This is a genomic window from Cryobacterium sp. CG_9.6 (genome assembly GCF_029893365.1).
Classification (GTDB): domain Bacteria; phylum Actinomycetota; class Actinomycetes; order Actinomycetales; family Microbacteriaceae; genus Cryobacterium.
In genome coordinates, this window is the sequence record NZ_JARXUZ010000001.1 from 2,198,189 (window position 1) to 2,224,342 (window position 26,154).

Sequence of the window (26,154 nt, forward strand, 5' to 3'; positions counted from 1 at the left end):
CTAGCGGTTCTCCCTCATCCAGTCCTGCCACTTCACCACGGCTGCATCATGCTCCTGCACCGTGGTGGAGAAGATGGTTTCGCCCGAGTCGAGGTTCCAGGTCACGAAGAACAGCCAGGGTCCGTCGTCTGGGTTCAGTGCGGCATCGATGGCCAGGTCGCCAGGGTTGGAGATGGGTCCCACCGGCAGTCCCTTGCGAGCGTAGGTGTTGTAGAGGTTACCCGCATCGTTGCGTTCGGCATCCGTTGTGGTCACGAGGTGAGTGTTGCCGGTTCCGTAAGCCACGGTTGCGTCGCTCTGCAGCAGTCCGCTCTCCCACTGGGCCGGGTCGAGCCGGTTCAGAAACACCCGCGACACCCGGTAGTAGTCGTCGCGGAGCCCGGCTTCACGCTGAATGAGTGAGGCGAGCACGATGGTGGACCACCGGTTCTCCGGTGCCACGCCGGCGCTGTCGAGCGCCTCAAATTGCCGATCCACGAGCGTCTTGATGGCTTCTGACGCGGTTATGCCGGGTGTGAACGTGTAGGTGGCCGGAAACAGGAACCCTTCCAGCGTGGTTGCTTCGGCCGGCAGGCCGTAGTCTCCCACGTTGGCCGCAGCCGCCTGCAGGTCGGCGAGGGGAATCTCGGTACCCTCGGACAGTGACTCGAGCACCACCTTTTCGGCGGTCCCCTCGGGGATAACCACCGTCTGGTCGAGTTTGCTCGCGGGGTCCAGCAGCGTCTCCAGAGCGGATGCCGCGGTCATCTTGGTCTTCAGCTGATAGGCACCCGGCTGAAAAACGGGTTCCGGCGAGGTGGCCAACAGCAGTTTGTAGAAGGCGGTGTAGCCCTTGACCACGTCCTCACCCACCAGGGTGTCCGCGATATCGGAGCCGGAATCACCCGAGTGAATCATGATCATGGTCTCGGTGCCGGCTGCCGCTTCCTCGGCGGTGTAGTCGGCCGGCCCCTGCACGGATGCGATCAGCTGCGTGATGGGGTCCCGGAGCGCAAAGCCACCGGCGGCCAGGAGCGCCAGAATCACGACGAGGGCGATGAGGCAGCCCCAGGCCCCCTTGTGACTCTTCTTTTCGCGTGGTGGCTCGCCGGCGATCTCGGCACGACGGCGGGCACGGCTGGCAGCACGCTGGTCGGCGCGGCTTGGCTCGGTGGCATCCGCTGCGAAGAGTTGCTGCACCTCGTCGGACTCTGCCGCCGGCTCGGGCTCTGGCTCCGGAGCCTCTTCTGGCACTGTGGCCGACGCGGGTTCCGGCACGGGTTCGGACTCGGCGGCCGCTACCGGTTCGGCCGCTTCGTTCGCCGACCGCTCAGCCTCTTCCTGGGCCTGCTGCGCGAGGCGCAGCGAACGACGAGAGGGTATCGGCTGCTCGCCGGGAGTGCTGGGCACGGTTAGGGCCTTCCGCTCAGATCAACGGGTGAGCCGGCAGGCTTGCCCGATGAACGCTCGCTGTCGAGCGCATGCTGCAAAATTATAGTCGCGGCCACCTGATCGACGACCGGGCGCTGAGTCTTGGCCGAGCGACCCGATGCCCGCAGCGCCGACTGAGCCGACACCGTGGAGAGTCGCTCGTCGACCAGTCGCACGGGAACGGTGAGAGCGAGAGCCAGCGTCTCGGCGAAACCCACGGCATCCGCTGTCGACGCCGTGTGGTTACCCGACAGCGCCAGCGGGAGCCCCACAATAACCTCGACGGCATCGTATTCGCTCACGATCGCCAGCAGCCGAGCAATGTCGCTCACCCCGGCGGCGTCGCGACTGACGGTCTCAACCGGCATGGCGAGCATTCCGTGGTTGTCGCTTCGGGACACCCCGATGCGCACCTTGCCTACGTCAACTCCGACGCGTACACCCGACCGCATGACTTAGCGGGAGACGGTGGTCAGAACCGCGGCGAGGGCCACCGGGATGGCTTCGGCGTTGACGCCGCCGCCCTGCGCGAGGTCGTCCTTGCCGCCACCGCCACCGCCGAGAATTCCTGCCACCTGCTTGGCCAGTGCACCGGCCTTGTGTCCGGCATCACGGGCCGCCTGGTTGGTGGCGACGATCACGACCGGCTTGTCGCTCACGGTGGCGGCGAGAGCCACGACTGCAGGGTCTGCACCCAGGCGTTCGCGGGTTGCCGTCACGAGCATGCGCACGTCGTCGGCCGAGTTGAGCACGCCCAGGTCTTTCGCCACGAGGGTGATCGAGCCGGCCCGCGTCTGGCTTGCCAGGAGTGCGGGAACACGCTCGGTGAGGGCGCGGGACTCGAAGGCGGCAATCTTCTTCTCGGCGGCCTTGAGGTTCTGCACGAGGTCGCTGATGCGCTCGGGAAGAAGCTCGCGGGGTGTCTTGAGGCTGGCCGTGAGCTGGGAGACGAGCGCGCGCTCGGTGGCCAGGTCGCGGAAGGCTTCGAGGCCCACCAGGGCTTCGACGCGGCGGTTGGTTGAACCCACCGAGGCTTCGCTGGTGAGGTTGATCATGCCGATCTCGGCACTGCTCGACACGTGGGTTCCGGCGCAGAGTTCGCGCGACCAGGGTCCGCCAATGTCAACCACGCGCACGCGGTCGCCGTACTTTTCGCCGAACAGAGCCATGGCACCGAGCGACTTGGCCTCCGCGAGTGGCAGTTCCCGCGTGGTCACGGGCAGGTCGTCCCGGATGGCGTTGTTGGAGATTTCTTCGATCTCGCTGCGGGTCGCGGGTGAGAGCGCCTGGTTCCAGGAGAAGTCCAGCCGAAAGAATCCGGCCTTGTTGTAGGAACCGGACTGGTGCGCGTTCGGGCCGAGCACCTGACGCAGAGCCGCGTGCAGCACGTGCGTACCGGAGTGGGCCTGACGCGCTCCGCGACGCCAGTCGGCGTCGACGATGCTGGTGGCCACGTCGCCCACCCCCACCTCGCCGGAACGAACCATCACGGTGTGGCTGATCAGTCCCTTGACGGGCTTTTGAATGTCACGTACCTCAAGCTCGTACCCAGCGCCCACAATGAGGCCGGCATCCGCGTCCTGTCCACCGGACTCGGCCCACAGGGCTGTTTCGGCAAGAATAACTTCCACCGTTTCGCCGGCCACGGCGCTCGTCACCGAGATGCCGTCAACGATGAGTCCCAGCACGGTTGACTCGTGCTGCATCTCGTCGTAGCCGGTGAACAGGGTCTCCCCCGCTGCACGGAACGCGCTGTACACGCCCAGGTCGGCAAGCTGGGTCTTCTTGGACTTGGCGTCGGCCTTGGCCATGGTGCGCTGCTTCGTCATGAGCGTGTCGAAGGCGTCGCGGTTCACGGTGAGTCCGGCCTCTTCCGCGATCTCGAGGGTGATCTCGATCGGGAAGCCGTACGTGTCGTGCAGCAGGAAGGCGGTGGGCCCGGCCAGTTCGGTCTTGTTGGCCGTCTTGGTCTTGGCCACGGCCAAGTCGAGCACGGCGCTGCCACTGGCCAGGGTGCGCAGGAACGTCTCCTCTTCGGAGTACGCGGCCTGGCTGATGCGGCTGAAGTCGGTGAAGACCTCGGGGTAGGACGACTTCATGGCGTCGCGGGAGGCGGGCAGCAGCTCGGGCAGGCTCGTGGAATCGACGCCCAGCAGGCGCATGGCCCGAATGCTGCGCCGGAGCAGACGGCGCAGAATGTAGCCGCGACCCTCATTGGACGGCATCACACCGTCGCTCATCAGCATGAGGGAGGAGCGCACGTGGTCGGCAACGATGCGCATGCGCACGTCGTCGTCGTGATCGGCTCCGTAGCGACGACCGGACAGCGCGGCCGCCCGGTCCAGGACGGGGCGAACCTGGTCGATCTCGTACATGTTCTCGACGCCCTGCTTGAGGAACGCCACGCGCTCAAGCCCCATGCCGGTGTCAATGTTCTTGCTGGGCAGGTCGCCCAGAATCGTGAAGTCGCTCTTGCCGGTGCTATCGCCGCGCAGGTACTGCATGAAGACGAGGTTCCAGATCTCCACGTACCGGTCATCGTCGGTGGCTGGGCCGCCGTCAGCGCCGTAGGCCGGGCCACGGTCGAAGAAGATCTCCGAGCAGGGGCCGGCCGGTCCGGGCTGGCCGGTGGACCAGTAGTTGGATTCCATACCCAGACGCTGAATGCGGTTTTCCGGCACGCCAATGGCGCGCCAGTAGCGGAAGGCCTCGTCGTCGTCGAGGTAGATCGTCACCCACAGGTCTTGTTCCCGAAAGCCGTAACCGCCCTGGTTTTCCGGTGTGGTCAACAGCTCCCAAGCGAAACCGATGGCTTCTTCCCTGAAGTAATCACCGAACGAGAAGTTGCCGTTCATTTGGAAGAAGGTGCCGTGACGCGGGGTCTTGCCCACCTCTTCAATGTCGTTGGTGCGAATACACTTCTGCACGCTCGTGGCGCGCTTGTACGGCGCCGGGACGAGTCCGGTGAGGTAGGGCACAAAAGGTACCATGCCGGCAACGGTGAAAAGAAGGGTGGGGTCATCGCTCACCAGGGAGGCGGAGGGCACGACGGTGTGTCCGCGATCGGCGAAGAAGTCGAGCCAGCGCCCGCGAATGTCGGCAGTCTGCATGGTGTCCGTAGCCTTGGTGGTGCGTGAATAACGAGGAGCGTAAAAAGAGTGCGTGGTGCGCGAGAAGCTAGCGGGGAGCGATCTCGTCGGCGTCGCCGAGGGCCGCGTGAAGCTCGGCTTCGCGCTGGCGGTAGCCGTCTGAGATGGCCTCACCGAACTCACGCGCTTTGGCATCAAGATCGGTGAAGAATTGCTTGCCCTGCTGGGACTTGTTCACCTCGTGGGCGACAACGAAACCGGCGGCGACACCCACAACCAGCCAGATAAAGTTTTTCACAGGAGCTCCCTTATTTTTGGTATGCAGCACCGATAGCAAACGGCGCTCACTTCAGAGTACTGGTCTATGCTCGCTCTCGCCGGGAGGCGGAGGGCCTACCGACGCGAAAGGCGGCCCGAAGGCCGGCAGTGAACCCGGCCAGCTTGATAAGCGGCCCGCCCACCGTGGCAGCGAAAAGGGCCACGAGCGCGGAGATATTGCCCGTGGCATCCGCAACATTGCTCGTAATGGTGTCGACCCTGGCCAACTGGGCGTTGGTCTGCGCGAGGGTCTCGGTGGTTTCGGCGAGCAGCGGCGTCACACTCGCGCTGAGTTCACGAATGGCCACCGTGGTCTCATCAAAGACGCGACCCAGCTTGATAAGCGGCAGAGCAATGATGGCGACCAGAATTGCGAACACGCCGGCACCGATCAGCCCGGCAATATCTCCACCTGACACGAAACACCAACCATTTCCATTAGACGTCACGACGGGATGACACAAAGAAGGGCGGACCACCCGGAGGTGATCCGCCCTTCAGCGTACTTCAGTTGATGCTAGCGAGCTGCGTAGTACTCAACGACGAGCTGAACTTCACACGTCACGGGGATCTCGACGCGCAGCGGTGCGCGCACGAGACGCGCCTGCAGCTTGTCGAGCTCAACCTCGAGGTACGGGGGAAGCTTGGGGAGCAGGTCCACGTGTCCGCCGGCGGCGGCAACCTGGAACGGCTCCATGCCCTCGCTGCGAGCCTTGACGTGAATGAGCTGGCCCGGCTTCACGCGGAAGGAGGGCCGGTCAACGAGCTCTCCGTCAACGAGGATGTGACGGTGCACAACCATCTGACGAGCCTGTGCCGTGGTGCGGGCAATGGCGGAACGAACGAGGAGGGCGTCGAGACGGGTCTCGAGGATCTCGACGAGGTTCTCACCGGTCAGGCCCTGACGACGACGAGCCTGCTCGAAGGCAATCTTGAGCTGGGCTTCGCGGATGCCGTACTGGGCGCGTAAGCGCTGCTTCTCGCGCAGGCGAACGGCGTAGTCCGAGTCGGTCTTGCGCTTGGTACGGCCGTGCTCACCCGGTGCATAGGGGCGCTTCTCAAGGAAGCGGGCTGCCTTCGGCGTGAGGGCAATGCCCAGCGCGCGCGAGAGGCGGGTCTTACTGCGGGTACGTGACTTGGTAGACACGGTTTCCTTTCAATCGAACCAACAAGGGATACCAGGGCGCCGCACACAGCGAAGTGGGGCGTCATGGGAGATCAGAGGGATGGTTGCCACGGGGAGCCCGGCTACAGGGCAAACCCATCCAAACTGGAATCGGACGCAGCCGCATGCCAAAACCAGTTGTAGGCAGAGTTCAGGTTACCACAGAGCGGGCGCGGGTGGCAGCCACTACTGGCCGCGCACAATGCGTCGAAGTTTCGCCAGTCGCGCCGATATTTCCCGCTCGTTGCCGTGTTCCGTAGGCTCGTAGTAGCGCACGTTTGTCAGCTCCGTGGGCGGGTATTGCTGCGTCACCACGCCGAGGGCATCATTGTGCGGGTACAGGTAGCCCTTGCCGTGGCCGAGCCGCTTGGCGCCCGGGTAGTGCGCATCGCGCATTCCCTTGGGTACTCGGCCCATCTTGCCCGAGCGGATGTCGGCGATCGCCGCGTCCAGGGCCATGTAGGACGCATTTGATTTGGGGGCCGTGGCCAGGTGCACCACGGCCTGTGCCAGGGGAATGCGCCCCTCCGGCATGCCGATGAGCTGCACGGCGTCGGCGGCGGCCACGGCGATCACGAGCGCCTGCGGGTCGGCCATCCCAATGTCTTCGGAGGCAAGAATGATGATTCGCCGCGCAATGTAGCGGGGATCCTCCCCCGCCTCGATCATGCGCGCCAGGTAGTGCAGCGCGGCATCCACGTCGCTCCCCCGCACGGATTTGATGAAGGCGCTGATCACGTCGTAGTGCTCGTCGCCGTTGCGGTCGTAGCGCAAGAGGGCCCGGTCAACGGCCAGCGACACGATCTCGGTCGTAATGACCGGCACCGACACGTCGCCATCGGCCACCGTGCTGGCCGCAGAGACGGATGCCGCCTCCAGCGCCGTGAGGGCACGGCGCGCGTCGCCCGAGGCGAGCCGAATAATGGCAGCGCGGGCCTCCGGCTCCAGCTCAAAGCGGCCGGCGAGGCCGCGCGGGTCACTCACCGCGCGGTCGACCACAATACCGAGGTCGTCATCACCCAGGGTTTCGAGTGTCAACAGAAGGGACCGCGACAGCAGAGGAGAGATGATGGAGAACGAGGGGTTCTCGGTGGTGGCGGCAACAAGAATAATGACGCCGTTTTCGACACCGGGCAGGAGCGCGTCCTGTTGCGCCTTCGAGAAACGGTGGATTTCGTCGAGAAAGAGCACGGTCGAGAGCCCGTACAGGTCGCGGCTGGTGCGGGCTTCCTCCATTACCTGACGAACATCGCGCACCCCGGCGGTCACCGCCGACAGTTCCACGAACCGGCGCCCGGAGCTGTGGGCAATGGCCTGGGCCAGGGTTGTTTTACCGGTGCCGGGCGGGCCCCACAGAATTACGGACACCGAGCCCTGCTCACCGGTTTTGTCACTCGCCAGACTCACGAGCGGCGAACCGGGAGTGAGCAGGTGGCGCTGACCGGCCACCTCGTCGAGGGTTTTCGGGCGCATTCGTACAGCAAGGGGGGTTGCGCCCGTGCGCAGACCCGGTTGAGCATCCGACATTCCTCCAGCGTAGTTTGTGCGTAGAGTTCAACGAGGCTCGCGTGGAGCCGTTGGACCGACGTTCCCAGCTTCCTGGAGGCTCGCAAGTGGCACAGAACTATAAGCACGATCGCGAAGCACGCGAGTCTCGAGCCCGCACCCGGGCATATCAGGCCCGGCGCGATGTTCATGAGAACCAGCAGAAGCGTCGGGTACGCGACAACATTGTGGCCGGTGCCGGCCTCGTCGTGGTGCTGACCCTGCTCGTTGTCGCCCAGGTGGCCTACTTCAACGGCGGCCCCGGCACACCGGCTCCCACCGATAGCGCCGAGGCATCCGCTTCGGCCACGCCCACCCCGGCCACGGTGGAGAACAGCGGCGACGTGCCCTCGGGCACCATCGCCGAGGACCGCACCTGGACCGGCACCCTCACACTCAATGACGTGCCGCTCGGCATTGAGCTCGACGGCGCTGCCGCTCCCCAGGCCGTGTCCTCCAGCATTTCGTTGGCCCAGAGTGGTTTCTACGCCGGAACAGCCTGTCACCGACTCACGACCGACGGCTTCTTCGTGCTGCAGTGCGGCGACCCGAACGGCGACGGCACCGGCGGCCCGGACTACCGCTACGGCCCGGTCGAGAACGCCCCGGTTGATAACGTCTACCCGGCCGGCACGCTCGCGATGGCTCGTCAGGGCGATAGCGCCTTCAGCCAGGGCAGCCAGTTTTTCATTGTGTATGACGACACCACCATCGGCGCCGACACGGCCGGCGGGTACTCGGTCATTGGCCGGGTCACCAGCGGGCTGGACGAACTCAAGGCCACGATCACGGATGCCGGCACGAGCGACGGTTCCACCGACGGCGCCCCCGCGGTTCCCACGACAATTACCGGCATAACGGTTCAGTAGGAACACGCAAACTGCACCCTGGCTTGCAATAGGCTTAGAGAAGTATGTACTAGTCCCCTCCGGGACCCACAACGAAAGCAGCAGGGTGAGCCTCTTGACTACGACAGATCAGCAACCATGGGGTCGCGTAGACGAAACCGGCACGGTTTACGTCCGTGAAGCATCGGGCGAGCGTGCCGTGGGTCAGTACCCCGACGCCACGGCCGCCGAAGCGTTGGCCTATTTCGAGCGCAAATACGTGGAACTCAACGGTCAGGTGACACTGCTTGAGCAGCGAGCCAAGGGCGGGGCTCCGGCCGCAGACGTTGCCAAGTCTGTCGCCAACCTCACCACGGCCGTGGCGACCGCCAACGCCGTGGGCAACCTTGCCGCACTCGCCGAGCGCCTCGCGGCTCTGGGTGGTGCCGTCACGGAACTCACCGAGCAGCAGAGCGTGGAGACCAAGGCGGCTTCTGCCGCTGCCGTCGCCGAGCGCGCTGCCATCGTTGATGAGGCCGAGCGCCTCGCCGCCGAGGATCCTGCCAAGACGCAGTGGAAGCAGACCAGTGCCGCTCTCGATGCGCTCTTCGCCAAGTGGCAGGCACACCAGCACGACGCTCCCCGCATTCCCAAGGGTGAGGCGAACGACCTGTGGAAGCGATTCCGGGCGGCCCGCACCACGATTGAGCAGAACCGCAAGGCATTCTTCGCCGAACTGGACAGCGCCCACAAGGATGTCCGCACCCGCAAGCAGGCCCTGATCGAACAGGCCGAGGGACTGGCCGACAAGGGTGCCGATGGCGTGTCAACCTACCGGAACCTGCTCGAAGAGTGGAAGAAGGCTGGTCGCAGCGGCAAGAAGCAGGACGACGCCATGTGGGCGAAGTTCAAGGCTGCCGGCGATGTGCTGTATTCCGCAAAGTCGGAGGTTGAAGCCATCGACAACGAGGAGTACGACGCCAACCTGGTGTTGAAGCTGGCGCTCGTCACCGAGGCAGAAACTCTTCTCACCGTGACCGACCGCACCAAGGCCCGCGACACGCTCAGCGTCATTCAGCGCAAGTGGGACGACATCGGTAAGGTTCCCCGCGACCAGGTGAAGCCGATTGAAGACCGTCTTCGCAAGGTGGAGGCCGTTGTGCGCAAGCTCGACGAAGACCACTGGCAGCGCAACAACCCCGAGACCAAGGCTCGCACCGAGGGTCTTGCCGGCCAGCTGAACGATGCCATCGCCAAGCTCGAAGCCGCACTGGTCAAGGCGCAGGCGAGCAAGGATGCGGCCACCATCGCCGAGGCCACCGAAGCTCTGGAGGCACGCAAGGCGTGGCTCAAGGCCATCGGCCAGTAACCACTCGGCCCGAGCGACACCGATTCACCGCCTCACCACAGGCACACCGAATGCCGTTTCTCCACAGATTCCTGCCGCACTGCGGCAGGAACGGCGGAGGGGCGGCATTCTGTGCGTTATGACGCATCAATTTCTTGCCGCAGTGCATCCGGGTTCGGATCCCGGGCACATTCCGTTGCCCGAACTCATGTGTGCCCGCCTGGACGGCGAGGTCTATCCGCTGGGCGCCTGCTGGTGCCCGATCGATGAGGTGGAGAGCCCGGCACTCCGTGCGGCTTCACTCGGCCCCCTGGTACCTCCCCGCGGCATCGTTGAGCGAGCCAGTGCCGCGTGGGTCTACGGCGTGCTTCCCGAGCCCGCTGTGCACGAACTGTGCGTTGACGTGCACGCCAGGGCTCACCTTCCGCCCTCGGCACACGTGCACATCCGGGAGGTGACCTGCCCGGCAGCAGACACCCGCCTGCTGGCCGGCATCCGGGTCACCAGTCCCCTGCGCACGGCTGTGGATCTGGCACGGTGGAGCGTCGAGACCGACGAGTCAGCGCTCACGCAGGTCCTCGGGCAACTTCTCACCTATGGCGGCTTCAGCGATGAAACGGAGGCGAGGCTAGCCTGTGCATGCCGAGCAACCCCACACCGAGCACGGGCACTCGCCCGGTTCGATCTGGTGGCCGCTCGGCACCGTTCCGGGGCGCTTTAGCCGTCACTCACCCGGTACACGTCGTAGACCGCATCAATGCGACGCACGGCGTTGAGGACACGATCCAAGTGCGTGATATCCCCCATCTCGAACACAAAGCGACTGAGCGCTAGGCGGTCGCTGGAGGTGTTCACCGTGGCCGACAGAATGTTCACGTGGTGCTCCGAAAGCACCCGCGTCACATCGGAGAGCAGGCCCGAGCGGTCCAGCGCCTCGATCTGAATGTGCACGAGGAACAGGCTCTTCGAGGTGGGCGCCCACTCAACGTCAATCATGCGCTCAGGCTCTTTGAGCAGCGACTGCACGTTGTGGCATGACGCTTGGTGCACCGAAACTCCCGCGCCCCTGGTGACAAAGCCCACGATCTTGTCCCCGGGTACGGGGGTACAGCAGCGGGCAAGTTTCACCAAAATGTCCGGCGCTCCGCGAACAAGTACGCCCGAATCACTCGTGCGTGGCGCCTGAGTATGACCGCGCGGTGCCACGGGGAAGTCGCTGACATCGCTCTCCTCGATGCTCTGCACCGACGAGACCACTTTTTCGAGCACGGACTGCGTCGACACATGGCCTTCACCAACAGCGGCGTAGAGCGCGGAGACATCTTCGTACTTGAGGACCGCCGCAACCTCAGCAAAGGAATCCTGGTTCATGAGCTTCTGCAGCGGCAGGTTCTGCTTGCGCATCGCGCGGGCAATGGCATCGCGGCCCTGTTCAATGGCCTCGTCACGGCGTTCTTTCGTGAACCACTGGCGAATCTTGTTCCGCGCGCGTGGGCTCTTGACGAAGTTGAGCCAGTCCTTGCTCGGACCGGAGTCGGGGTTCTTCGAGGTGAAGACCTCCACGACATCACCGGTGTTCAGGGTGCTCTCGAGCGGAACGAGCCTCCCGTTGACCTTGGACCCCATGGTGCGGTGCCCTACCTCGGTGTGCACGGCGTAGGCGAAGTCCACGGGTGTCGCTCCGGACGGAAGACCAATCACACGCCCCTTGGGCGTGAAGACATACACTTCCTTCGCGCCGATTTCATAGCGCAGGGAGTCCAGGAATTCTCCGGGGTCCGCCGTCTCGGCCTGCCAGTCCGAGATGTGGGCAAGCCACGCCATGTCGGTGTCGCTCTTGGGGCCCATCCCCGAATTGTTGCCGTTGACCTGGTCCTTGTACTTCCAGTGCGCGGCGACACCGAATTCGGCACGCTGGTGCATCTCCTGAGTGCGAATTTGTATCTCTACCGGGCGACCGCTCGGACCCATGACGGTCGTGTGCAGGGACTGGTATAGGTTAAATTTGGGGGTTGCGATGTAGTCCTTGAATCGCCCCGGTAGTGGCGTCCAGCGGGCGTGAATAGAACCCAGAACCGCGTAGCAGTCCCGCACCGAGTTGACGAGAACCCGGATACCCACGAGGTCATAGATCTCATCGAAGTCGCGACCTCGAACCACCATCTTCTGGTAAATGGAGTAATACTGCTTGGGCCGCCCCGCGACCTTGCCGCGTATCCGCGCTGCTTTCAGATCGTCATTAATCGTGTCAATAATGTTTTGCACGAACTCTTCGCGTTGCGGCGTTCGCTGGCGAACAAGGCTCTCGATTTCGGCATAGAGCTTGGGGTAGAGCACCCCAAAGGACAGGTCCTCAAGTTCCCACTTGACCGTCTGGATGCCCAGGCGGTGTGCGAGGGGTGCGTAGATCTCCAGGGTTTCGGTGGCCTTGCGTACGGCTGACGCGGCCGGAACGAAGCCCCAGGTGCGAGCATTGTGCAGGCGGTCGGCAAGCTTGATGATCAGCACGCGGATGTCTTTTGACATGGCCACGATCATTTTGCGCACGGTCTCGGCCTGCGTGGAGTCGCCGTACTTCACCTTGTCGAGCTTGGTGACGCCATCCACCAGCATGGTGATTTCGTCGCCGAAGTCGGCGCGCAACTGATCCAGGGTGTACGAGGTGTCCTCGACGGTGTCGTGCAGCAAAGCAGCAGCAATCGTCTTCGTGCCGATCCCGAGGTCGGCAAGAATTTGGGCCACGGCCACCGGATGCGTGATGTACGGTTCGCCGCTCCGCCGCACCTGACCCACATGAGCGCGTTCTGCCGTGGTGTACGCCCGTTCGATGATCGACAGGTCCACCTTGGGGTGGTGCAGACGCACGGTCTTGATGAGCGTGTCTACGGCGCCCGCGGGCTGCGCACGCGAGAAAATGCGGGGCACCAGCCGCCGCAACGAAGCCGGGGATGGTGTGGTGGTGTCAGTCATCGCTTCACCTTAATCCTGGCCATAGAGATCGTGGACCGCGAAAGCATTACGGTATGTACCAATTATGGCTGGCCACGCACCATACAAGAAACGGGACCGCGAACGGTCCCGTTTCTTCTCACTTTTTCACTCGGACTAGGGTCAGGCGTTTACTTCGCCCGACACCGGAGCATCCGCAGTCACGGCGCTCGCCTTGGCCGCCAACGCTTTCTTGTCGCGCTTCTTGGTTGCCGGCTCGCGGGTGCGCAGCTGGGCATACAGCGGGGCAGCGATGAAGATCGTGGAGTATGTTCCCACGAGAATCCCGATCAGCAGGGCCAGGGAAATGTCCCGAAGCGTTCCGGCACCCAGCACAAACGCACCGATGAACAGAATCGAGGCCACCGGGAGCGCGGCCACAACAGAGGTGTTGATCGACCGCACCAGCGTCTGGTTGACGGCGAGGTTGACCGAGTCTGCAAACGTGCGCCGGGAACCGGGTCCGTCCTCGCTGGTATTCTCCCGGATCTTGTCAAACACCACCACGGTGTCATAGAGCGAGTAGCCGAGAATCGTGAGGAACCCGATCACGGCGGCCGGGGTGATTTCAAAGCCGGTGATGCCATAGATACCGGCAGTGATCACGAGGTCGTGCAGGAGAGCCACCATGGCGGCAGCGGACATCTTCCAGGTGCGGAAGTAGATGGCCATGATCGCACCGGCCAGCACGAGGAAGACGACGAGTGCGCGGAGCGCCTGACCGGTGATGTCTGCACCCCACGACGGGCCGATGAACGACGCCGTCACGTCGGTGGCGGGAACGTCATAGGCCGTTGCGAGAGCATTGCGCACGGCGCGGTTGTCATCGCTGGTGAGCTGGTCGGTCTGAATCCGGACCTCTGTTTCGCCCACGGTCGATACCTTCGGAACCGCTTCCGGTACAACGCTCGCCACGGCATCCGTTGCGATGACCTGGTCTTGGCTGGACACGTTGGAGACCACGAACTCGCTGCCACCGGTGAACTCGATACCGAACACGAACCCACCGCGGGCAAATGGCCCCACAATTGCGATGAAAATCATAACGGCGGCAATCGAGTACCAGAGCTTGCGGCGCCCCACGATATTGAACGACCGCTCGCCCGTGTAGAGATCATTTCCAAACTTGGAAAAGCTGGCCATTAGGAATCCTTCCCGTCGGTCGACGAATCCCGTGCGGAGCCGACAAGCTCGGACGCTTTGCGCTCGGCGATGGTTTGTCGTTTCGCTGCCTCACGGCTGGACGAAGCGGATTTGGTTCCGGGTACGGCCACGGACGGCACAAAGCGTGCGCGACCTCGGTAGACGGCGCCAAGTGCTCGGGGGTCCAGCCCGCTGAGCTTATGGCCCTCGTTGAAGAATCGGGTCTGAGCGATGAGCTGAAGCATGGGGTGGGTGAACAGGCTCACCACAAGAAGGTCGACCACCGTGGTGAGACCCAGGGTGAGCGCAAAGCCTCGAACGTTACCGACAGCGAGCACGAAGAGCACGGCAGCCGCAAGAAAGTTGACGACGTCGGAGGCGACGATGGTGCGGAACGCCCGTTTCCAGCCGGCTTCGACGGCGGACTCGAGTCCACGACCATCGCGGAGCTCGTCACGCACTCGTTCGAAGTACACGATGAAGGAGTCGGCCGTGATACCAATGGCCACGATCAGACCGGCCACTCCGGCCAGCGACAGTCGGTACCCTTCGCGCCACGACAGAATCGTGATGAGCAGATAGGTAATGACGGCCGCAACGGACAGTGAAGCCACTGTCACGAGGCCCAGCAGGCGGTATTGCGCAAGCGAGTACATCACCACGAGGATGAGCCCGATCAGGCCGGCGATCAAGCCGTTGATCAGCTGCGTGGACCCGAGTGTCGCGCTGATGGTGTCCTGGCTCTGCACCGTGAAGCTGATGGGCAGCGCGCCGAATTTCAGCTGGTCGGCGAGTGCCTTGGAGGAATCCTGCGTGAAGTTACCGGAGATTTGGGGTGTGTCGGTTACTCCCTGAACGCGCGGGGCGGTGATCACCTGGCCATCGAGCACGGCGGCGAACTGGTTCTGCGGAGGCTGGAGAGCGATGAGGCGGCTGGAGACTCCCAGGAACTCATCGGCGCCCTGACCGTTGAAGGAGATGTTGACGATCCACTGACCGGTGGGTGTTCCGCTCTGGCCGACTTGCTGGCCGTTGGTGGCATCGGTAATGTTTGCGCCATCAACCTCGACCGGACCCAGAATGTACTTCGCGGAGCCGTCCGCCTCACAGGTGATGAGCGGCTGGTCGGCCGGAGCAACGTTGTTGGTATCGATGTTGGCGCAGTCGAAGGCCTCGTACTGAGCCTGCAGCGCAGGCGTGACCCAGTTGAGGTCGCTGCCATTGGTGGGTTCGACGGATGGGGTGGTCGACAAGCTCGGATCCACCGTGGCCGCCGGCGTGGGCGTGGCGGTTCCATCGGCACCGATGGCGGCAGTGGACGGCGCCCCTGCAACGAGGACAGGCCGGAACTCCAGCTTGGCCGAGGACTCGATGCGGTTGATCGTGGCGTCATCCGGTGTTCCGGGGATCGACACCACGATGTTCTGGCCACCCTGGGTGTTGATCTCCGACTCGGAGACACCAGCAGAGTCGATGCGTTGCCGGATGATCGACACGGCCTGATTCAGCTGTTCCTGGGACACCGTTTCACCGGCGGCCACCTGGGGCTCGAGAATGATCTGCGTGCCACCCTCGAGGTCGAGGGCGAGCTTGGGCGCCCACGAACCACTCCCGTTCAGAACGCCAACGGCGTTGAAGGCAATGAGGCCGACGATGATCACGCCAAGCCATGTGAGGGAACGCCAGGCCTTCTTGGCCGGGGACGACTTAGCCACCTTGAAACTCAGCTTTCTGTGCTCGTGCCCACGCCGGAGGGCGTGGGCACGGTGAGGGGTGTGTTACGCGTCGCCCTTTTTGGGCTGGTTGTCGGAGTCGTCGCCGTCGACGCGCTGCCCGAACTCGGGCTCGCCAAGGGATTCGATAACGGGGCTCTGCGCGAGCGCCTCGTCGTCTGCCTCGGCAACGACCGGCTCAACCACGCGTGCGATGGTCTGACGGTGGATGTCGACGATGGTGCCGGGGGCGATGAGCAGTGCCACCTTGTTGGCTTCCTCATCGATGGAGACGATCGTTCCGTACATGCCGAAGTTGGTCATGACGTCAGCACCGGCAACCATGGTGGCCTGCAGCGCTTCCTGGTCGCGCTTGCGCTTGCGACCGTTGCGGAACATGAAAAAGACGAGCATTGCCAGAACGGCAAGCATGACGAGTGTCAACGGATCCATAGAACTAAGTGACCTTCCGGTAGCGGCCCCAGGGCCGAAGATTATGTGTGTGACTCGTGACGAGCCAGCTTGAATTATAGGTCATCAAGTGTAAGACCAACCTGAGGATCGCTCAGGCCGAAGTGTCGCCACGCGGCGCCAGTTGCCACACGCCCGCGAGGGGTGCGCGTGAGGAAGCCTATCCGCACAAGGAAGGGCTCGACGACCGCTTCGATGGTTTCGGACTCTTCACCCACCGAAACCGAGAGGGTATTGAGGCCCACCGGTCCGCCGCCGAATCGGGTGAGAATGATCTTCATCACCTCTCGGTCGAGGCGGTCGAGCCCAATTTCATCCACATCATAGAGCTCAAGGGCGGCGTGCACGGCGGCTAGGTCGGCTTCGCCACCATGTACGAGGGCGTAGTCGCGAACACGCCGGAGCAGGCGGTTGGCAATCCGGGGTGTACCGCGGCATCGCCCCGCGATCTCAGCGAGAGCACGTTGGCCAATGGGCAGGTTGATGAGCGCGGCAGCCCGACCCAGTACCTGTTCCAGTTCACTCTCGGCATAAAACTCGAGGTGAGCCGTGAAGCCGAAGCGGTCACGCAGCGGGTTGGGGAGAAGCCCGGAGCGCGTTGTCGCTCCCACCAGGGTGAACGGGGCAAGTTCGAGCGGGACCGAGGTGGCCCCCGCGCCCTTTCCCACCATGATGTCGATTCGAAAGTCTTCCATGGCGAGGTACAGCATTTCCTCGGCCGAACGGGCCATTCGGTGAATTTCGTCGATGAAAAGCACTTCGCCGGGCACGAGGGACGAGAGCACCGCGGCGAGGTCTCCGGCGTGCTGGATGGCCGGACCGCTGGACATGCGCAGCGGTCGGTTGCCCTCATAGGCGATGATCATGGCCAGGGTGGTCTTACCGAGGCCGGGGGGCCCGGCGAGCAGAATGTGGTCGGGGGTGCGGTTTTGCATGGTGGCGGCGGTGAGCATCAGTTGAAGCTGACCGCGAACCTTCTGCTGTCCCACGAATTCACCCAGGCTGGTGGGGCGCAGGGCGCCCTCAAATGCCAGCTCAGTTTCGCTCTCCAGTGTGGGGTTGGTGAGTTCGACGCCCGGATCGGTGCTCATGACCGGTGTCCCGGGTTCTGTGCCGGCCCAAGCCGACCCAGTGCCAGCCGGAGGACCACGGCAACCGTGGGTGGTACGGGCTCGGGGGCACCGTTGTCTGAAGCACCGTCTACTGGAGCACCGTGGTCGGCGCTGTCTTCGAGCGAACGGAGCGTCTCGTCCACGGCCTCCGCGGCCACACGTTCCGTCCACCCCAGCCCGATCAGCGCCGCCTGAACGCTCGACGCCACCGTGGCCGAGCCGGTGGGTCGTGTCGATGCGGGTGCGACCGCCGTGACGGCCAGCTTTCCGACCAGGCTCAGCACAATAAGCTTGGCCGTCTTGGGGCCGATTCCGCTCACCTTCCGAAACACGGTGTCTGCGTCGTCGGCGATTGCCTGCGCAATTTGCTGGGGGGTCAGCACGGCCAGCACACCGAGCGCCGACTTGGGTCCCACACCCGTGACGCCCACGAGCAGTTCGAAGACAGCGAGTTCGTCACCGCTCGGAAATCCATAGAGCGTCAGCGAGTCTTCCCGCACAATGAGTGTCGTCAGCAGACGTGCCTCGTGATCGACGCGCAGGGACAGCGCTGTGGCGGGTGTGACCTGCACGCTCAGACCCACTCCCCCGACTTCAATAACGACCGTGGAACCTACGGCGGAGAGGACAAGGCCACGTACGGAAGAGATCACCGCTTAAGACTACGGGGCACCACGGACACCGAAGCGCTGCGCTCGGCGGCGCGCCACGCTTTTTGCGCGGGAGTCTGCTGCGCTGGAGTCTGCTGAACGGGGCTACCGCCCGGCGTGGAGCCGGTCGTGGGGAGCGTTCCACCCGCGATTCCTGTGCGCCAGGCATGACAGATGGCGAGGGCGAGGGCATCCGCCGCGTCAGCCGGCTTGGGGATCTCGGTGAGGCCCAGAATTCGCGCCACCATTGTGCCCACCTGTTTTTTGTCGGCGGAACCGTAACCCGTGATCGCTGCCTTGACCTCGCTCGGAGTGTGCAGGGTCACCGGAAGGCCGCGCTTCGCGGCCAGCAACAGCGCAACGCCGCTGATCTGCGCCGTTCCCATCACCGTGCGCACGTTGTTTTGCGCGAAGACACGCTCGATCGCCACAAACTGCGGTTGATGACGATCGAGCATTTCTTCCAGCCCCTCCGCCAGCATGAGGAGCCGCTGCTCGAGCGGCAGGTCAAGCCCGCTGCGAAGCACCGTCACGTCTACGAGACGGGCCGACCGGTTGCCGGCAACGTCCACGACGCCCACGCCACATCGGGTGAGGCCCGGGTCGATGCCGAGCACCCGCACCGCCATCCGCGTTACTCGGAGTCGGCTTGAAGCTCGGCCTGAACTTCGGGCGAGATGTCGTAGTTGCTGTAGATGTTCTGCACGTCGTCGAGGTCTTCCATCGCGTCGATGAGACGGAACACCTTGCGGGCGGTCTCCACGTCGACCTCGATCTTCAGCGACGGGATGAACGCGATGTCGGCGGATTCGTAGTCGATCCCCGCACTCTGTAGCGCGGTACGCGTGGCCACCAGATCGTGAGCCTCGGAGATCACGTCGAAGGTGTCACCCTCATCGATGACCTCTTCGGCTCCGGCATCGAGAACGGCGAGCATGATGTCGTCTTCGGTGATAGTTGCGGTGTGCTTGACAACCACGACGCCCTTGCGGTGAAAGTTGTACGCAACGCTGCCCGGGTCGGCCATGGCGCCGCCATTGCGAGCCATGGTGGTTCGCACTTCGGCTGCCGCGCGGTTCTTGTTGTCGGTGAGGCACTCGATCATGATGGCGACACCGTGTGCGGCGTAGCCCTCGTACATGATGGTCGTGTAGTCAACCTGCTCGCCCGACAGCCCCGCACCGCGCTTGACGGCGCGGTCAATGTTGTCGTTCGGAACAGAGGTCTTCTTTGCCTTCTGAATCGCGTCGACCAGGGTGGGGTTACCGGAGAGGTCGGCCCCGCCCATCCGGGCAGCGACCTCAATGTTCTTGATGAGCTTCGCGAAGGCCTTGGCCCGGCGCGAGTCGGTGACGGCCTTTTGGTGCTTTGTTGTGGCCCATTTGGAATGCCCGGACATGAATCTCCCGTAGTGTTGCTCGCTCGTTGTTCGTCAGTGCTGCGCGACTGAATGACGTTGACTGTGGCACCGCGGTGCGCTGTTCATTCTAGCCCGGGGCTACCGAAACCGCGTGGAAGCGGGCCCCGGGTCGCTGTCTCTAGTCTTTAGGCATCACTGTCGGCGTGGATGAGCTTGCTCAGCGTGTGCAGGTTGCGGTTTGTCGTGGTTTCACGGTACTTCGGCTTGCCGCTCTTCTTGCTGAAGGTGCTTTTGATCCCCACGGCCTTGCGCACCTCCCAATACAGCACGCCGTGCCCCAGCTCGATTCGCTCGTCGGTGGCGTCGAGTTCGCGAGAATGTCCGGCCAGTTCAGTGAGCGCCGACGGGTCGGAGGCAAACATCACGTAGGGGTACCAGCCGTCGCGATCCGCGTCGAAGGGGTACGCACGAATGATGCGGTCGAGGCTCTCCGCCTCGACCAGAACAATGTGGGCGTCATAGTCGAAACGCTCACGCAGCGCCGTCTCGATCACGGCCTTCCGCGCGGCCACATCGGCCGCGGCCACCTTCGGGTCGATCTCGTCGTCGGCCTCAACGGGACCGGTTCCGGTTCGAAACAGCACGTTTCCACTGGCCAGTACGGTGTGCACGTCCGAGAATCCCAGTTCCCGAAACAGATCCGCAAGATCAGACATGGCAATCGTGATGCCATTTACATTGATGCCCCTCAGCAGGGCCACATACTTCGTCATCGTTGACTCATTCCCACAGCATATTTCCGAAAGAGATCGTGGATAGACCCTATCGACCCACAGGCCTATCGGCGAAATGCGGTGGCGTACACCTTCTGCAGAAAGTATTCATGAAAGCGGTGTTCGCCGGTCATCTCCGGGTGAAACGACGTGCCCAGCAGGTTGCCCTGCTCCACCGCCACGCAGCGGCCATCGGCCAGGGTGGCAAGCGAGGTGGCCAGTGGCCCCACGCGCTCGACCACCGGTGCACGAATGAAGACCGCGTGCACGGGCGGGTCTCCGAGACTCTCCACCACAAGGTCCGTCTCAAAGGAGGCGTTCTGCGAGCCGAAAGCATTGCGGCGCACCTCGATGTCGAGACCACCAATGCTCTGCTGCCCCACCATGCCATCGAGCACCGTGTCGGCGAGCATAATCAGCCCGGCACAGGTTCCGTACACCGGCATGCCGGCACGAACGGCGGCCTGGAGCGGATCAAAAAGACCGAAGAGGCGGGAGAGCTTGTCCATCACGCTCGATTCGCCGCCCGGAATAACCAGTCCGCTCACACGGTCGAGTTCCTCCGGGCGACGCACGAGAACAACCGTGGCACCGATCGTGCGAAGGACGTCGGCGTGTTCGCGAAAGTCTCCTTGGAGCGCGAGCACGCCGACGGGTGTTGCTACTGTCATTGAGCTTGGGTTACCAGCCGCGCTCAGACAGGCGGTGCGGTGCCGGCAGGTCGGACACGTTGATGCCCACCATGGCCTCGCCCAGTCCACGGGAGGCCTGAGCAATAACCTTGGCGTCGTCGTAGAAGGCAACGGCCTTCACGATGGCGGCAGCGCGCTCCTCGGGGTTACCCGACTTGAACACGCCGGAGCCGACGAACACGCCGTCTGCACCCAGCTGCATCATCATGGCCGCGTCGGCGGGCGTTGCAACGCCGCCAGCGGTGAACAGCACCACGGGGAGCTTGCCGGTCGATGCAATCTCGGCCACGAGCTCATACGGTGCCTGCAGCTCCTTGGCGGCAACATACAGTTCGTCCCGGCTCAGCGACGACAGGTGCGCAATCTCCGCCTTGATGGTGCGAATGTGCTTGGTTGCCTCGGAGACATCGCCGGTGCCGGCCTCACCCTTGGAACGGATCATGGCCGCGCCCTCGTTGATGCGACGAAGCGCCTCACCGAGGTTGGTTGCGCCACACACGAACGGGGTGGTGAAGTTCCACTTGTCGATGTGGTTCTTGTAGTCAGCGGGGCTCAGCACCTCTGACTCGTCGATGTAGTCCACGTTCAGAGCCTCAAGAATCTGAGCCTCCACGAAGTGACCAATGCGGGCCTTGGCCATCACCGGAATGTTGACTTCGGCAATGATGCTGTCGATCAGGTCGGGGTCGCTCATGCGAGCAACTCCACCCTGTGAACGGATGTCGGCGGGTACGCGCTCGAGGGCCATAACGGCTACGGCGCCTGAATCTTCGGCGATGCGAGCCTGTGCTGCGTTGACGACGTCCATGATGACGCCGCCCTTAAGCATCTCGGCCAGACCACGCTTGACGCGGCTCGAACCGAACTGCTCGGAGGAGGTGTTTTGTGTCATTTAGTAATCATAATCCTTGCGCTGGGTCGAAAATTTCGGCCCCCGAAACGGGGGTTGGACTCTCGTCGCTGGGCCAGGCATCCGCTACCTCGCGGCGAGTGTCACCGAGGAGTTTGGGGATGGCTTTGGTGCCGGCAATGATGGGGAAGAAGTTGGAGTCGAGAGCCCTGCGCGGCACGATGTGCTGGTGCAGGTGCTCGGCGATTCCGGCTCCTGCGATGCGCCCCTGGTTCATGCCGATATTGAAACCATCGCAGTTGGACACCTGCGTGAGCACGCGCATCGCCGTTTGCGTGAGGCTGCCAATTTCGGCGATCTCCTCGGCCGACGCGTGGTCGTAGGTGGCGATGTGTCGGTAGGGGCACACCAGCAAATGACCACTGTTGTACGGAAACAGGTTCAGCAGCACGTAGGCATACTTTCCCCGCGCCACGATGAGCGCCTTCTCGTCGTCCATGGCCGGTGCCAGGCAGAACGGGCAATCGTCGGGGTGCGGCTGCTGTCCATCCTGGATGTACACCATGCGGTGCGGTGTCCACAGCCGCTGGAAGGCGTCGGGCACGGCGGCAAAATCGGAGGAATTCTCGAGCGGGTTGTTGTGCTCCGCGCCATCAGCCTCTGTCATGTCAGGCCTGTCCGGCTTCGACGGCACTCTCGTCGACAACAGCGGACTCCGGAGCCGTCATGACCTGTGCGCGGGTCTCGATGGCGGTGAGAATGCGAGAAATCGCATCCGCCACGGGAACCCCGTTCAGCTGCGTGCCGTCACGGAACCGGAAGCTGACCGCGTTGTTGGCCTGATCTTCCTCACCCACGATGAGCTGGAAGGGAACCTTGGACTTGGTGTGGGTGCGGATCTTCTTCTGCATGCGGTCATCGGAGTGATCAACCTCGGCGCGAACGCCGGCCTGACGCAGCTGACCGATGATGCCATCCAAAAACTCGCCATACTGCTCGGAGACGGGAATACCCACCACCTGCACCGGAGAGAGCCACACCGGGAAAGCGCCGGCATAGTGCTCGGTCAAAACCGCAAAGAATCGCTCGATGGAGCCAAACAGTGCGCGGTGAATCATCACGGGGCGCTGACGGGTGCCGTCATTTGCCGTGTATTCGAGGTCGAAGCGCTCCGGCAGGTTGAAGTCCAACTGAATGGTGGACATCTGCCAGGTGCGACCAATGGCGTCCTTGGCCTGCACCGAAATCTTGGGGCCATAGAACGCGGCTCCACCGGGGTCTGCAACAAGGTCGAGACCGGATGCCTCGGCAACCTCACGCAGGGTTTCGGTGGCTTCCTCCCAGGCATCGTCGCTGCCGACGAACTTTTTCGGGTCCTTGGTGGAGAGTTCGAGGTAGTAGTCGTTCAGACCGTAGTCGGCCAGCAGCTGCAGCACAAAGTTCAGCGTGCTCGTGAGCTCCGCCTTCATTCCGTCGCGCGTCGTGTAGATGTGTGCATCATCCTGCGTCATTCCGCGCACGCGGGTGAGACCGTTGAGCACACCCGACTTCTCGTAGCGATAGACCGATCCGAACTCGAACAGCCGCATCGGCAGCTCGCGGTAGCTGCGACCGCTCGACTTGAAGATGAGGTTGTGGAAGGGGCAGTTCATGGGCTTGAGGTAGTAGTCAACGCCCTGCCGGGTTACGTGGCCGGTTTCGTCGCGTTCCTCGTCCAGGTGCATGGGCGGGAACATTCCCTCGCGGTACCAGTCCAGGTGCCCTGAGGTTTCGAACAGGGTGGATTTGGTGATGTGCGGTGAGTAGACAAAGTCATAGCCGGCCTCGGTGTGACGCTGACGCGAGTAGTTTTCCATCTCCTGGCGAATGATTCCGCCCTTGGGGTGGAAGACGGCCAGGCCGGAACCGATTTCCTCCGGAAAGCTGAAGAGATCCAGTTCGGCGCCGAGCTTGCGGTGATCGCGCTTCGCAGCTTCCTCGAGACGCGTCTGGTGCGCGCGGAGTTCGTCCTTGGTAGGCCAGGCAGTTCCGTAGATGCGCTGCAGCTGCGGGTTCTTCTCGGAACCGCGCCAGTACGCCGCGGCAAGACGGGTGAGCGAGTAGCCGTTTCCGATCATGCGCGTGTTGGGCAGGTGGGGGCCGCGGCAGAGGTCTTTCCACACCGTTTCCCCGGTCTTCGGGTCCACATTGTCGTAAATGGTGAGTTCGGCACCGCCAACCTCAACCGACTCCCCCGCGTCGGTGGACTCCGCCTCAGGTGTGCTGCCACCCTTGAGTCCGATGAGTTCAAGCTTGTAGGGTTCGGCCGCAAGCTCGGCGCGCGCCTCGGCATCCGTCACAACACGGCGAACGAAACGCTGGCCCTGTCGAATGATGCGGTCCATGGCCTTTTCGAGGGACTTGATGTCTTCGGGGGTGAACGGCACCTCCACGTCGAAGTCATAGTAGAACCCGTCGGTGACGGGCGGACCGATACCCAAGCGTGCTGCCGGGTTCACCGTTTGAACGGCCTGGGCGAGCACGTGGGCCGCCGAGTGACGAAGAATATTGAGACCATCGGCTGACCCGATCGTCACTGGCTCGACGACATCTGTCGTCTCGACCGTGGCGGCCAGATCTTTCAGCTCGCCATTGACGCGCATGGCGACAACGGATCGGTCGGTGAATAGCGCGAAGCCGTCAACCACGTGTGTAACTCCCTATTTATTGCGGACCTCTCAACTTTAGCTGCGCGCACGTGGGTGACGGTTCAGGCAGCGGAAGCTAGGGACGCCAGACCATCAATACCGTGACGGTCACAAGCAGGAGAGACACGATGCCGGAGCCGGCGGCGATTCGGCTGTAGGAGGCCACCTTGGCAACTGCCACGGTGCCGGCCGTCGCTGTGCCGGCCGTCGCTGTGCCAGCCGTGGCTGTGATCTCCTCCGCGGCGGACTGCAGCGCAGGAACCACCAGGAACAGGTTGAGGACCAGTGCAATCGCGTACACCAGAGTGGACAGCCAGACCCAAGTGGTGGAGAAGCTGTGGCCGGTCATGCCCAACAGCCCGAAGCCCAGCAGGGTCACCAGAAGAGAGAGCAGAGTGAAGACGGACACGGACTTGGCAAGAACTGCCACCTGTCCCGCCTCCCGCGCTCGTACGGCACGCATTCCCGTCATGGGAAGAATTGCCATCGGGCCAATAATGAAAACGGCGGCAACAACATGAAGGACAGTGAAAAGAGTTTCCATGCCTTCAGGATATCGCACGGCCCGTTTTTGGGCATAAAAAAACCCCGGTAAGCCGGGGTTTTTAGTCTTTACTGTGGGCGATACTGGGATCGAACCAGTGACCTCTTCCGTGTCAGGGAAGCGCGCTACCGCTGCGCCAATCGCCCAAATTCTGTTGCTAGACACAATTTGGGATGTTACAACCAAAGAATGGAGGTGGATATGGGATTCGAACCCATGTATACGGCTTTGCAGGCCGCTGCCTCGCCTCTCGGCCAATCCACCGTGTGGGTTCACTCCAAATGAAGTGGAACCGGCCTTTCGGCCGATTCCATGTCATTTGAGCGGACGACGAGATTCGAACTCGCGACCCTCACCTTGGCAAGGTGATGCGCTACCACTGCGCCACGTCCGCACTTCTGTAAGCGTTTTTGCCTACTTGATGACTGTAGCGGATAGTTCATGCGGAATTCAAACTGACGCGCTTACGGCGTGTTGCCCACCCCAAATGGGCGTCCTCGACGCCTCGATGTGCGCGGGACCTCCGGTCTGGGTTAGTATCAAAAGTCGCAGTTATTCGGAACGAGATTTACACGAATACACAGTGGTTTGGGCGATTGGCGCAGCTGGTAGCGCGCTTCCTTCACACGGAAGAGGTCGTGGGTTCAAGTCCCGCATCGCCCACAGATAGAAACCCCCGGCAACCGGGGGTTTTTTATTGCCCAAACGCTGTTCTATAGCGTCAATGTGGGCTCTCAGGTGCTGGCCGTAATTCCCACCACCCGCCAGCAGTAGCCCGGTAACGCTCGTCGGCTTGAGGTGCGAGCGTGAAGCATGACAGTGTGGACGGGTCCCCGGCTCCATGGCCTTGTTCGAGGCCGGCCCTAGACCCGATCCGAATGAGGCTATTCACCTGAACTCCAACGCCCCCCTAACACCGTCCGCCACGACTGCCACCGTATCCAGCGCCGAGAGCACGGTCCCTTCCGCCGTGCCGACGCTGCGCCCCGCGGTTCCCGCGCCCACCAGCATCGACGAGTACCTTGCCGGCCACGCCGACCCGATCGGAGCGATCGCGGCGACACTGCGCGCCAAGTTCGACGCCGGGTTGCCACAGACGAGCGCGCAGCTGTGGCACGGGCATCCGGTCTGGCTGCAGGACGGCATCCCGGTTGCGGGGTTCAAGGCTTATGCCTCGTTCGTGACGGTGTTGTTCTGGCGCGGGCAGCGGGTGACGGATGCCTCCGGCAAGCTCGACGCCAGCGGAGCCAAAGAAATGGGCTCCGTAAAACTGCGCGTGGCTGAAGACGTCGACGCCGAACTCTTCGACGACTGGCTGCGTCAGATCAACGCGCTCGACCCGGCCTGACGCGCCGACACGGGCTCACCGCACCATTCGCCAGTAGCCGGCGCCCGGTCCGTCTGTGACCCCGCCACCGATCCACCCTGTCAACTTACGAAAGCCCGCGTCGTCTGACGCGGGCTTTCGTT

Annotated in this window: 25 protein-coding genes and 4 tRNA genes; 5 read left to right on the forward strand and 24 right to left on the reverse strand. The window is 63.3% G+C overall.

Features of this window, described 5'->3' with window-relative positions:
- The 7 genes from mltG to H4V99_RS10165 form a co-directional block, all read right to left on the reverse strand.
- Window positions 1-1,389, reverse strand: a complete 1,389-nt coding sequence (gene mltG, locus H4V99_RS10135) for an endolytic transglycosylase MltG (protein ID WP_280677926.1) — start codon at window positions 1,387-1,389, stop codon at window positions 1-3.
- Window positions 1,390-1,391: 2 nt separating this feature from the next.
- The gene (gene ruvX / locus H4V99_RS10140) at window positions 1,392-1,862 is read right to left on the reverse strand and encodes a Holliday junction resolvase RuvX (RefSeq protein ID WP_280677928.1); all 471 of its coding nucleotides are present in this window, start codon (window positions 1,860-1,862) and stop codon (window positions 1,392-1,394) included.
- A gap of 3 nt (window positions 1,863-1,865) precedes the next feature.
- Window positions 1,866-4,520: an alanine--tRNA ligase gene (gene alaS / locus H4V99_RS10145; RefSeq protein ID WP_280677930.1), complete on the reverse strand. Its 2,655-nt coding sequence runs from the start codon at window positions 4,518-4,520 to the stop codon at window positions 1,866-1,868.
- Window positions 4,521-4,587: 67 nt separating this feature from the next.
- Complete coding sequence (locus H4V99_RS10150; RefSeq protein WP_280677932.1) at window positions 4,588-4,797, reverse strand: hypothetical protein; 210 nt, start codon at window positions 4,795-4,797, stop codon at window positions 4,588-4,590.
- A 64-nt stretch (window positions 4,798-4,861) separates the two neighbouring features.
- Complete coding sequence (locus tag H4V99_RS10155) at window positions 4,862-5,236, reverse strand: DUF948 domain-containing protein (RefSeq protein WP_280677934.1); 375 nt, start codon at window positions 5,234-5,236, stop codon at window positions 4,862-4,864.
- Between the two features lie 98 nt (window positions 5,237-5,334).
- Window positions 5,335-5,964: a 30S ribosomal protein S4 gene (gene rpsD, locus H4V99_RS10160; RefSeq protein WP_280677935.1), complete on the reverse strand. Its 630-nt coding sequence runs from the start codon at window positions 5,962-5,964 to the stop codon at window positions 5,335-5,337.
- 204 nt (window positions 5,965-6,168) lie between these two features.
- The gene (locus H4V99_RS10165; protein ID WP_280677937.1) at window positions 6,169-7,509 is read right to left on the reverse strand and encodes a replication-associated recombination protein A; all 1,341 of its coding nucleotides are present in this window, start codon (window positions 7,507-7,509) and stop codon (window positions 6,169-6,171) included.
- An 86-nt stretch (window positions 7,510-7,595) separates the two neighbouring features.
- Between H4V99_RS10165 and H4V99_RS10170 the strand changes: the two genes are divergently transcribed.
- From H4V99_RS10170 to H4V99_RS10180, 3 genes are all read left to right on the forward strand, one after another.
- Window positions 7,596-8,396, forward strand: coding sequence for a peptidylprolyl isomerase (locus H4V99_RS10170; RefSeq protein ID WP_280677940.1), 801 nt, complete (start codon window positions 7,596-7,598; stop codon window positions 8,394-8,396).
- A 94-nt stretch (window positions 8,397-8,490) separates the two neighbouring features.
- Window positions 8,491-9,723, forward strand: a complete 1,233-nt coding sequence (locus H4V99_RS10175; RefSeq protein ID WP_280677942.1) for a DUF349 domain-containing protein — start codon at window positions 8,491-8,493, stop codon at window positions 9,721-9,723.
- Window positions 9,724-9,841: 118 nt separating this feature from the next.
- Window positions 9,842-10,423 (forward strand): type IV toxin-antitoxin system AbiEi family antitoxin, encoded by a 582-nt coding sequence (locus H4V99_RS10180; RefSeq protein ID WP_280677944.1) that lies wholly within the window; start codon window positions 9,842-9,844, stop codon window positions 10,421-10,423.
- Here the strand turns inward: H4V99_RS10180 and H4V99_RS10185 are convergent.
- From H4V99_RS10185 to H4V99_RS10265, 17 genes are all read right to left on the reverse strand, one after another.
- Complete coding sequence (locus tag H4V99_RS10185; protein WP_280677946.1) at window positions 10,420-12,672, reverse strand: bifunctional (p)ppGpp synthetase/guanosine-3',5'-bis(diphosphate) 3'-pyrophosphohydrolase; 2,253 nt, start codon at window positions 12,670-12,672, stop codon at window positions 10,420-10,422. The genes H4V99_RS10180 and H4V99_RS10185 overlap by 4 nt on opposite strands.
- A 141-nt stretch (window positions 12,673-12,813) precedes the next feature.
- Window positions 12,814-13,833 (reverse strand): protein translocase subunit SecF, encoded by a 1,020-nt coding sequence (secF, locus tag H4V99_RS10190; protein ID WP_280677948.1) that lies wholly within the window; start codon window positions 13,831-13,833, stop codon window positions 12,814-12,816.
- The gene (secD, locus tag H4V99_RS10195; RefSeq protein ID WP_280677950.1) at window positions 13,833-15,548 is read right to left on the reverse strand and encodes a protein translocase subunit SecD; all 1,716 of its coding nucleotides are present in this window, start codon (window positions 15,546-15,548) and stop codon (window positions 13,833-13,835) included. Before secD ends, secF begins: the two co-directional genes overlap by 1 nt.
- A 63-nt stretch (window positions 15,549-15,611) precedes the next feature.
- Window positions 15,612-15,998: a preprotein translocase subunit YajC gene (yajC, locus tag H4V99_RS10200; protein ID WP_280677952.1), complete on the reverse strand. Its 387-nt coding sequence runs from the start codon at window positions 15,996-15,998 to the stop codon at window positions 15,612-15,614.
- Between the two features lie 74 nt (window positions 15,999-16,072).
- Window positions 16,073-17,107 (reverse strand): Holliday junction branch migration DNA helicase RuvB, encoded by a 1,035-nt coding sequence (gene ruvB / locus H4V99_RS10205; protein ID WP_280677954.1) that lies wholly within the window; start codon window positions 17,105-17,107, stop codon window positions 16,073-16,075.
- Window positions 17,104-17,781 carry a Holliday junction branch migration protein RuvA gene (gene ruvA, locus H4V99_RS10210; protein WP_280677956.1) on the reverse strand — a complete coding sequence of 226 codons (678 nt, stop codon included), beginning with the start codon at window positions 17,779-17,781 and terminating at the stop codon, window positions 17,104-17,106. The genes ruvB and ruvA overlap by 4 nt, the downstream gene beginning before the upstream one ends.
- A complete protein-coding gene (gene ruvC / locus H4V99_RS10215) occupies window positions 17,778-18,401 on the reverse strand; it encodes a crossover junction endodeoxyribonuclease RuvC (protein WP_280680065.1) in 624 nt (207 codons plus the stop codon). The genes ruvA and ruvC overlap by 4 nt, the downstream gene beginning before the upstream one ends.
- 11 nt (window positions 18,402-18,412) lie before the next feature.
- Entirely contained in the window at window positions 18,413-19,177 is a 765-nt protein-coding gene (locus H4V99_RS10220; RefSeq protein ID WP_280677958.1) for a YebC/PmpR family DNA-binding transcriptional regulator, read from the reverse strand.
- Between the two features lie 146 nt (window positions 19,178-19,323).
- Window positions 19,324-19,911 carry a DUF1697 domain-containing protein gene (locus H4V99_RS10225; protein WP_280677960.1) on the reverse strand — a complete coding sequence of 196 codons (588 nt, stop codon included), beginning with the start codon at window positions 19,909-19,911 and terminating at the stop codon, window positions 19,324-19,326.
- 65 nt (window positions 19,912-19,976) lie between these two features.
- Entirely contained in the window at window positions 19,977-20,582 is a 606-nt protein-coding gene (pdxT, locus tag H4V99_RS10230) for a pyridoxal 5'-phosphate synthase glutaminase subunit PdxT (protein WP_280677962.1), read from the reverse strand.
- Between the two features lie 10 nt (window positions 20,583-20,592).
- Window positions 20,593-21,495 (reverse strand): pyridoxal 5'-phosphate synthase lyase subunit PdxS, encoded by a 903-nt coding sequence (gene pdxS, locus H4V99_RS10235; protein ID WP_280677964.1) that lies wholly within the window; start codon window positions 21,493-21,495, stop codon window positions 20,593-20,595.
- A 7-nt stretch (window positions 21,496-21,502) separates the two neighbouring features.
- Window positions 21,503-22,120, reverse strand: a complete 618-nt coding sequence (locus H4V99_RS10240; protein WP_280677966.1) for an HIT domain-containing protein — start codon at window positions 22,118-22,120, stop codon at window positions 21,503-21,505.
- A gap of 1 nt (window position 22,121) precedes the next feature.
- On the reverse strand, window positions 22,122-24,140 hold the full coding sequence (gene thrS, locus H4V99_RS10245) for a threonine--tRNA ligase (RefSeq protein WP_280677968.1): 2,019 nt from the start codon (window positions 24,138-24,140) through the stop codon (window positions 22,122-22,124).
- Window positions 24,141-24,216: 76 nt separating this feature from the next.
- Entirely contained in the window at window positions 24,217-24,684 is a 468-nt protein-coding gene (locus tag H4V99_RS10250; protein ID WP_280677970.1) for a DUF2269 family protein, read from the reverse strand.
- 74 nt (window positions 24,685-24,758) lie between these two features.
- A tRNA-Val gene (locus H4V99_RS10255) sits at window positions 24,759-24,830 on the reverse strand.
- A 44-nt stretch (window positions 24,831-24,874) separates the two neighbouring features.
- Window positions 24,875-24,948, reverse strand: a tRNA-Cys gene (locus tag H4V99_RS10260).
- 58 nt (window positions 24,949-25,006) lie between these two features.
- Window positions 25,007-25,078, reverse strand: a tRNA-Gly gene (locus H4V99_RS10265).
- Window positions 25,079-25,274: 196 nt separating this feature from the next.
- Here H4V99_RS10265 and H4V99_RS10270 point away from each other — a divergent pair.
- Both H4V99_RS10270 and H4V99_RS10275 read left to right on the forward strand, forming a co-directional pair.
- Window positions 25,275-25,347 (forward strand) — tRNA-Val (locus tag H4V99_RS10270).
- A gap of 178 nt (window positions 25,348-25,525) precedes the next feature.
- Window positions 25,526-26,032: a DUF1801 domain-containing protein gene (locus H4V99_RS10275; RefSeq protein ID WP_280677972.1), complete on the forward strand. Its 507-nt coding sequence runs from the start codon at window positions 25,526-25,528 to the stop codon at window positions 26,030-26,032.
- Window positions 26,033-26,154: the final 122 nt, after the last annotated feature.

Bases quoted from the DNA above. Each gene is read 5' to 3' on its own strand.
- ruvX (WP_280677928.1), bottom strand. From the start codon at position 1,862: ATGCGGTCGGGTGTACGCGTCGGAGTTGACGTAGGCAAGGTGCGCATC.
- alaS (WP_280677930.1), bottom strand. From the start codon at position 4,520: ATGCAGACTGCCGACATTCGCGGGCGCTGGCTCGACTTCTTCGCCGAT.
- H4V99_RS10165 (WP_280677937.1), bottom strand. From the start codon at position 7,509: ATGTCGGATGCTCAACCGGGTCTGCGCACGGGCGCAACCCCCCTTGCT.
- H4V99_RS10180 (WP_280677944.1), top strand. From the start codon at position 9,842: ATGACGCATCAATTTCTTGCCGCAGTGCATCCGGGTTCGGATCCCGGG.
- H4V99_RS10185 (WP_280677946.1), bottom strand. From the start codon at position 12,672: ATGACTGACACCACCACACCATCCCCGGCTTCGTTGCGGCGGCTGGTG.
- secF (WP_280677948.1), bottom strand. From the start codon at position 13,833: ATGGCCAGCTTTTCCAAGTTTGGAAATGATCTCTACACGGGCGAGCGG.
- yajC (WP_280677952.1), bottom strand. From the start codon at position 15,998: ATGGATCCGTTGACACTCGTCATGCTTGCCGTTCTGGCAATGCTCGTC.
- ruvB (WP_280677954.1), bottom strand. From the start codon at position 17,107: ATGAGCACCGATCCGGGCGTCGAACTCACCAACCCCACACTGGAGAGC.
- H4V99_RS10220 (WP_280677958.1), bottom strand. From the start codon at position 19,177: ATGTCCGGGCATTCCAAATGGGCCACAACAAAGCACCAAAAGGCCGTC.
- H4V99_RS10225 (WP_280677960.1), bottom strand. From the start codon at position 19,911: ATGACGAAGTATGTGGCCCTGCTGAGGGGCATCAATGTAAATGGCATC.
- pdxT (WP_280677962.1), bottom strand. From the start codon at position 20,582: ATGACAGTAGCAACACCCGTCGGCGTGCTCGCGCTCCAAGGAGACTTT.
- pdxS (WP_280677964.1), bottom strand. From the start codon at position 21,495: ATGACACAAAACACCTCCTCCGAGCAGTTCGGTTCGAGCCGCGTCAAG.
- H4V99_RS10240 (WP_280677966.1), bottom strand. From the start codon at position 22,120: ATGACAGAGGCTGATGGCGCGGAGCACAACAACCCGCTCGAGAATTCC.
- H4V99_RS10250 (WP_280677970.1), bottom strand. From the start codon at position 24,684: ATGGAAACTCTTTTCACTGTCCTTCATGTTGTTGCCGCCGTTTTCATT.
- H4V99_RS10275 (WP_280677972.1), top strand. From the start codon at position 25,526: ATGGCCTTGTTCGAGGCCGGCCCTAGACCCGATCCGAATGAGGCTATT.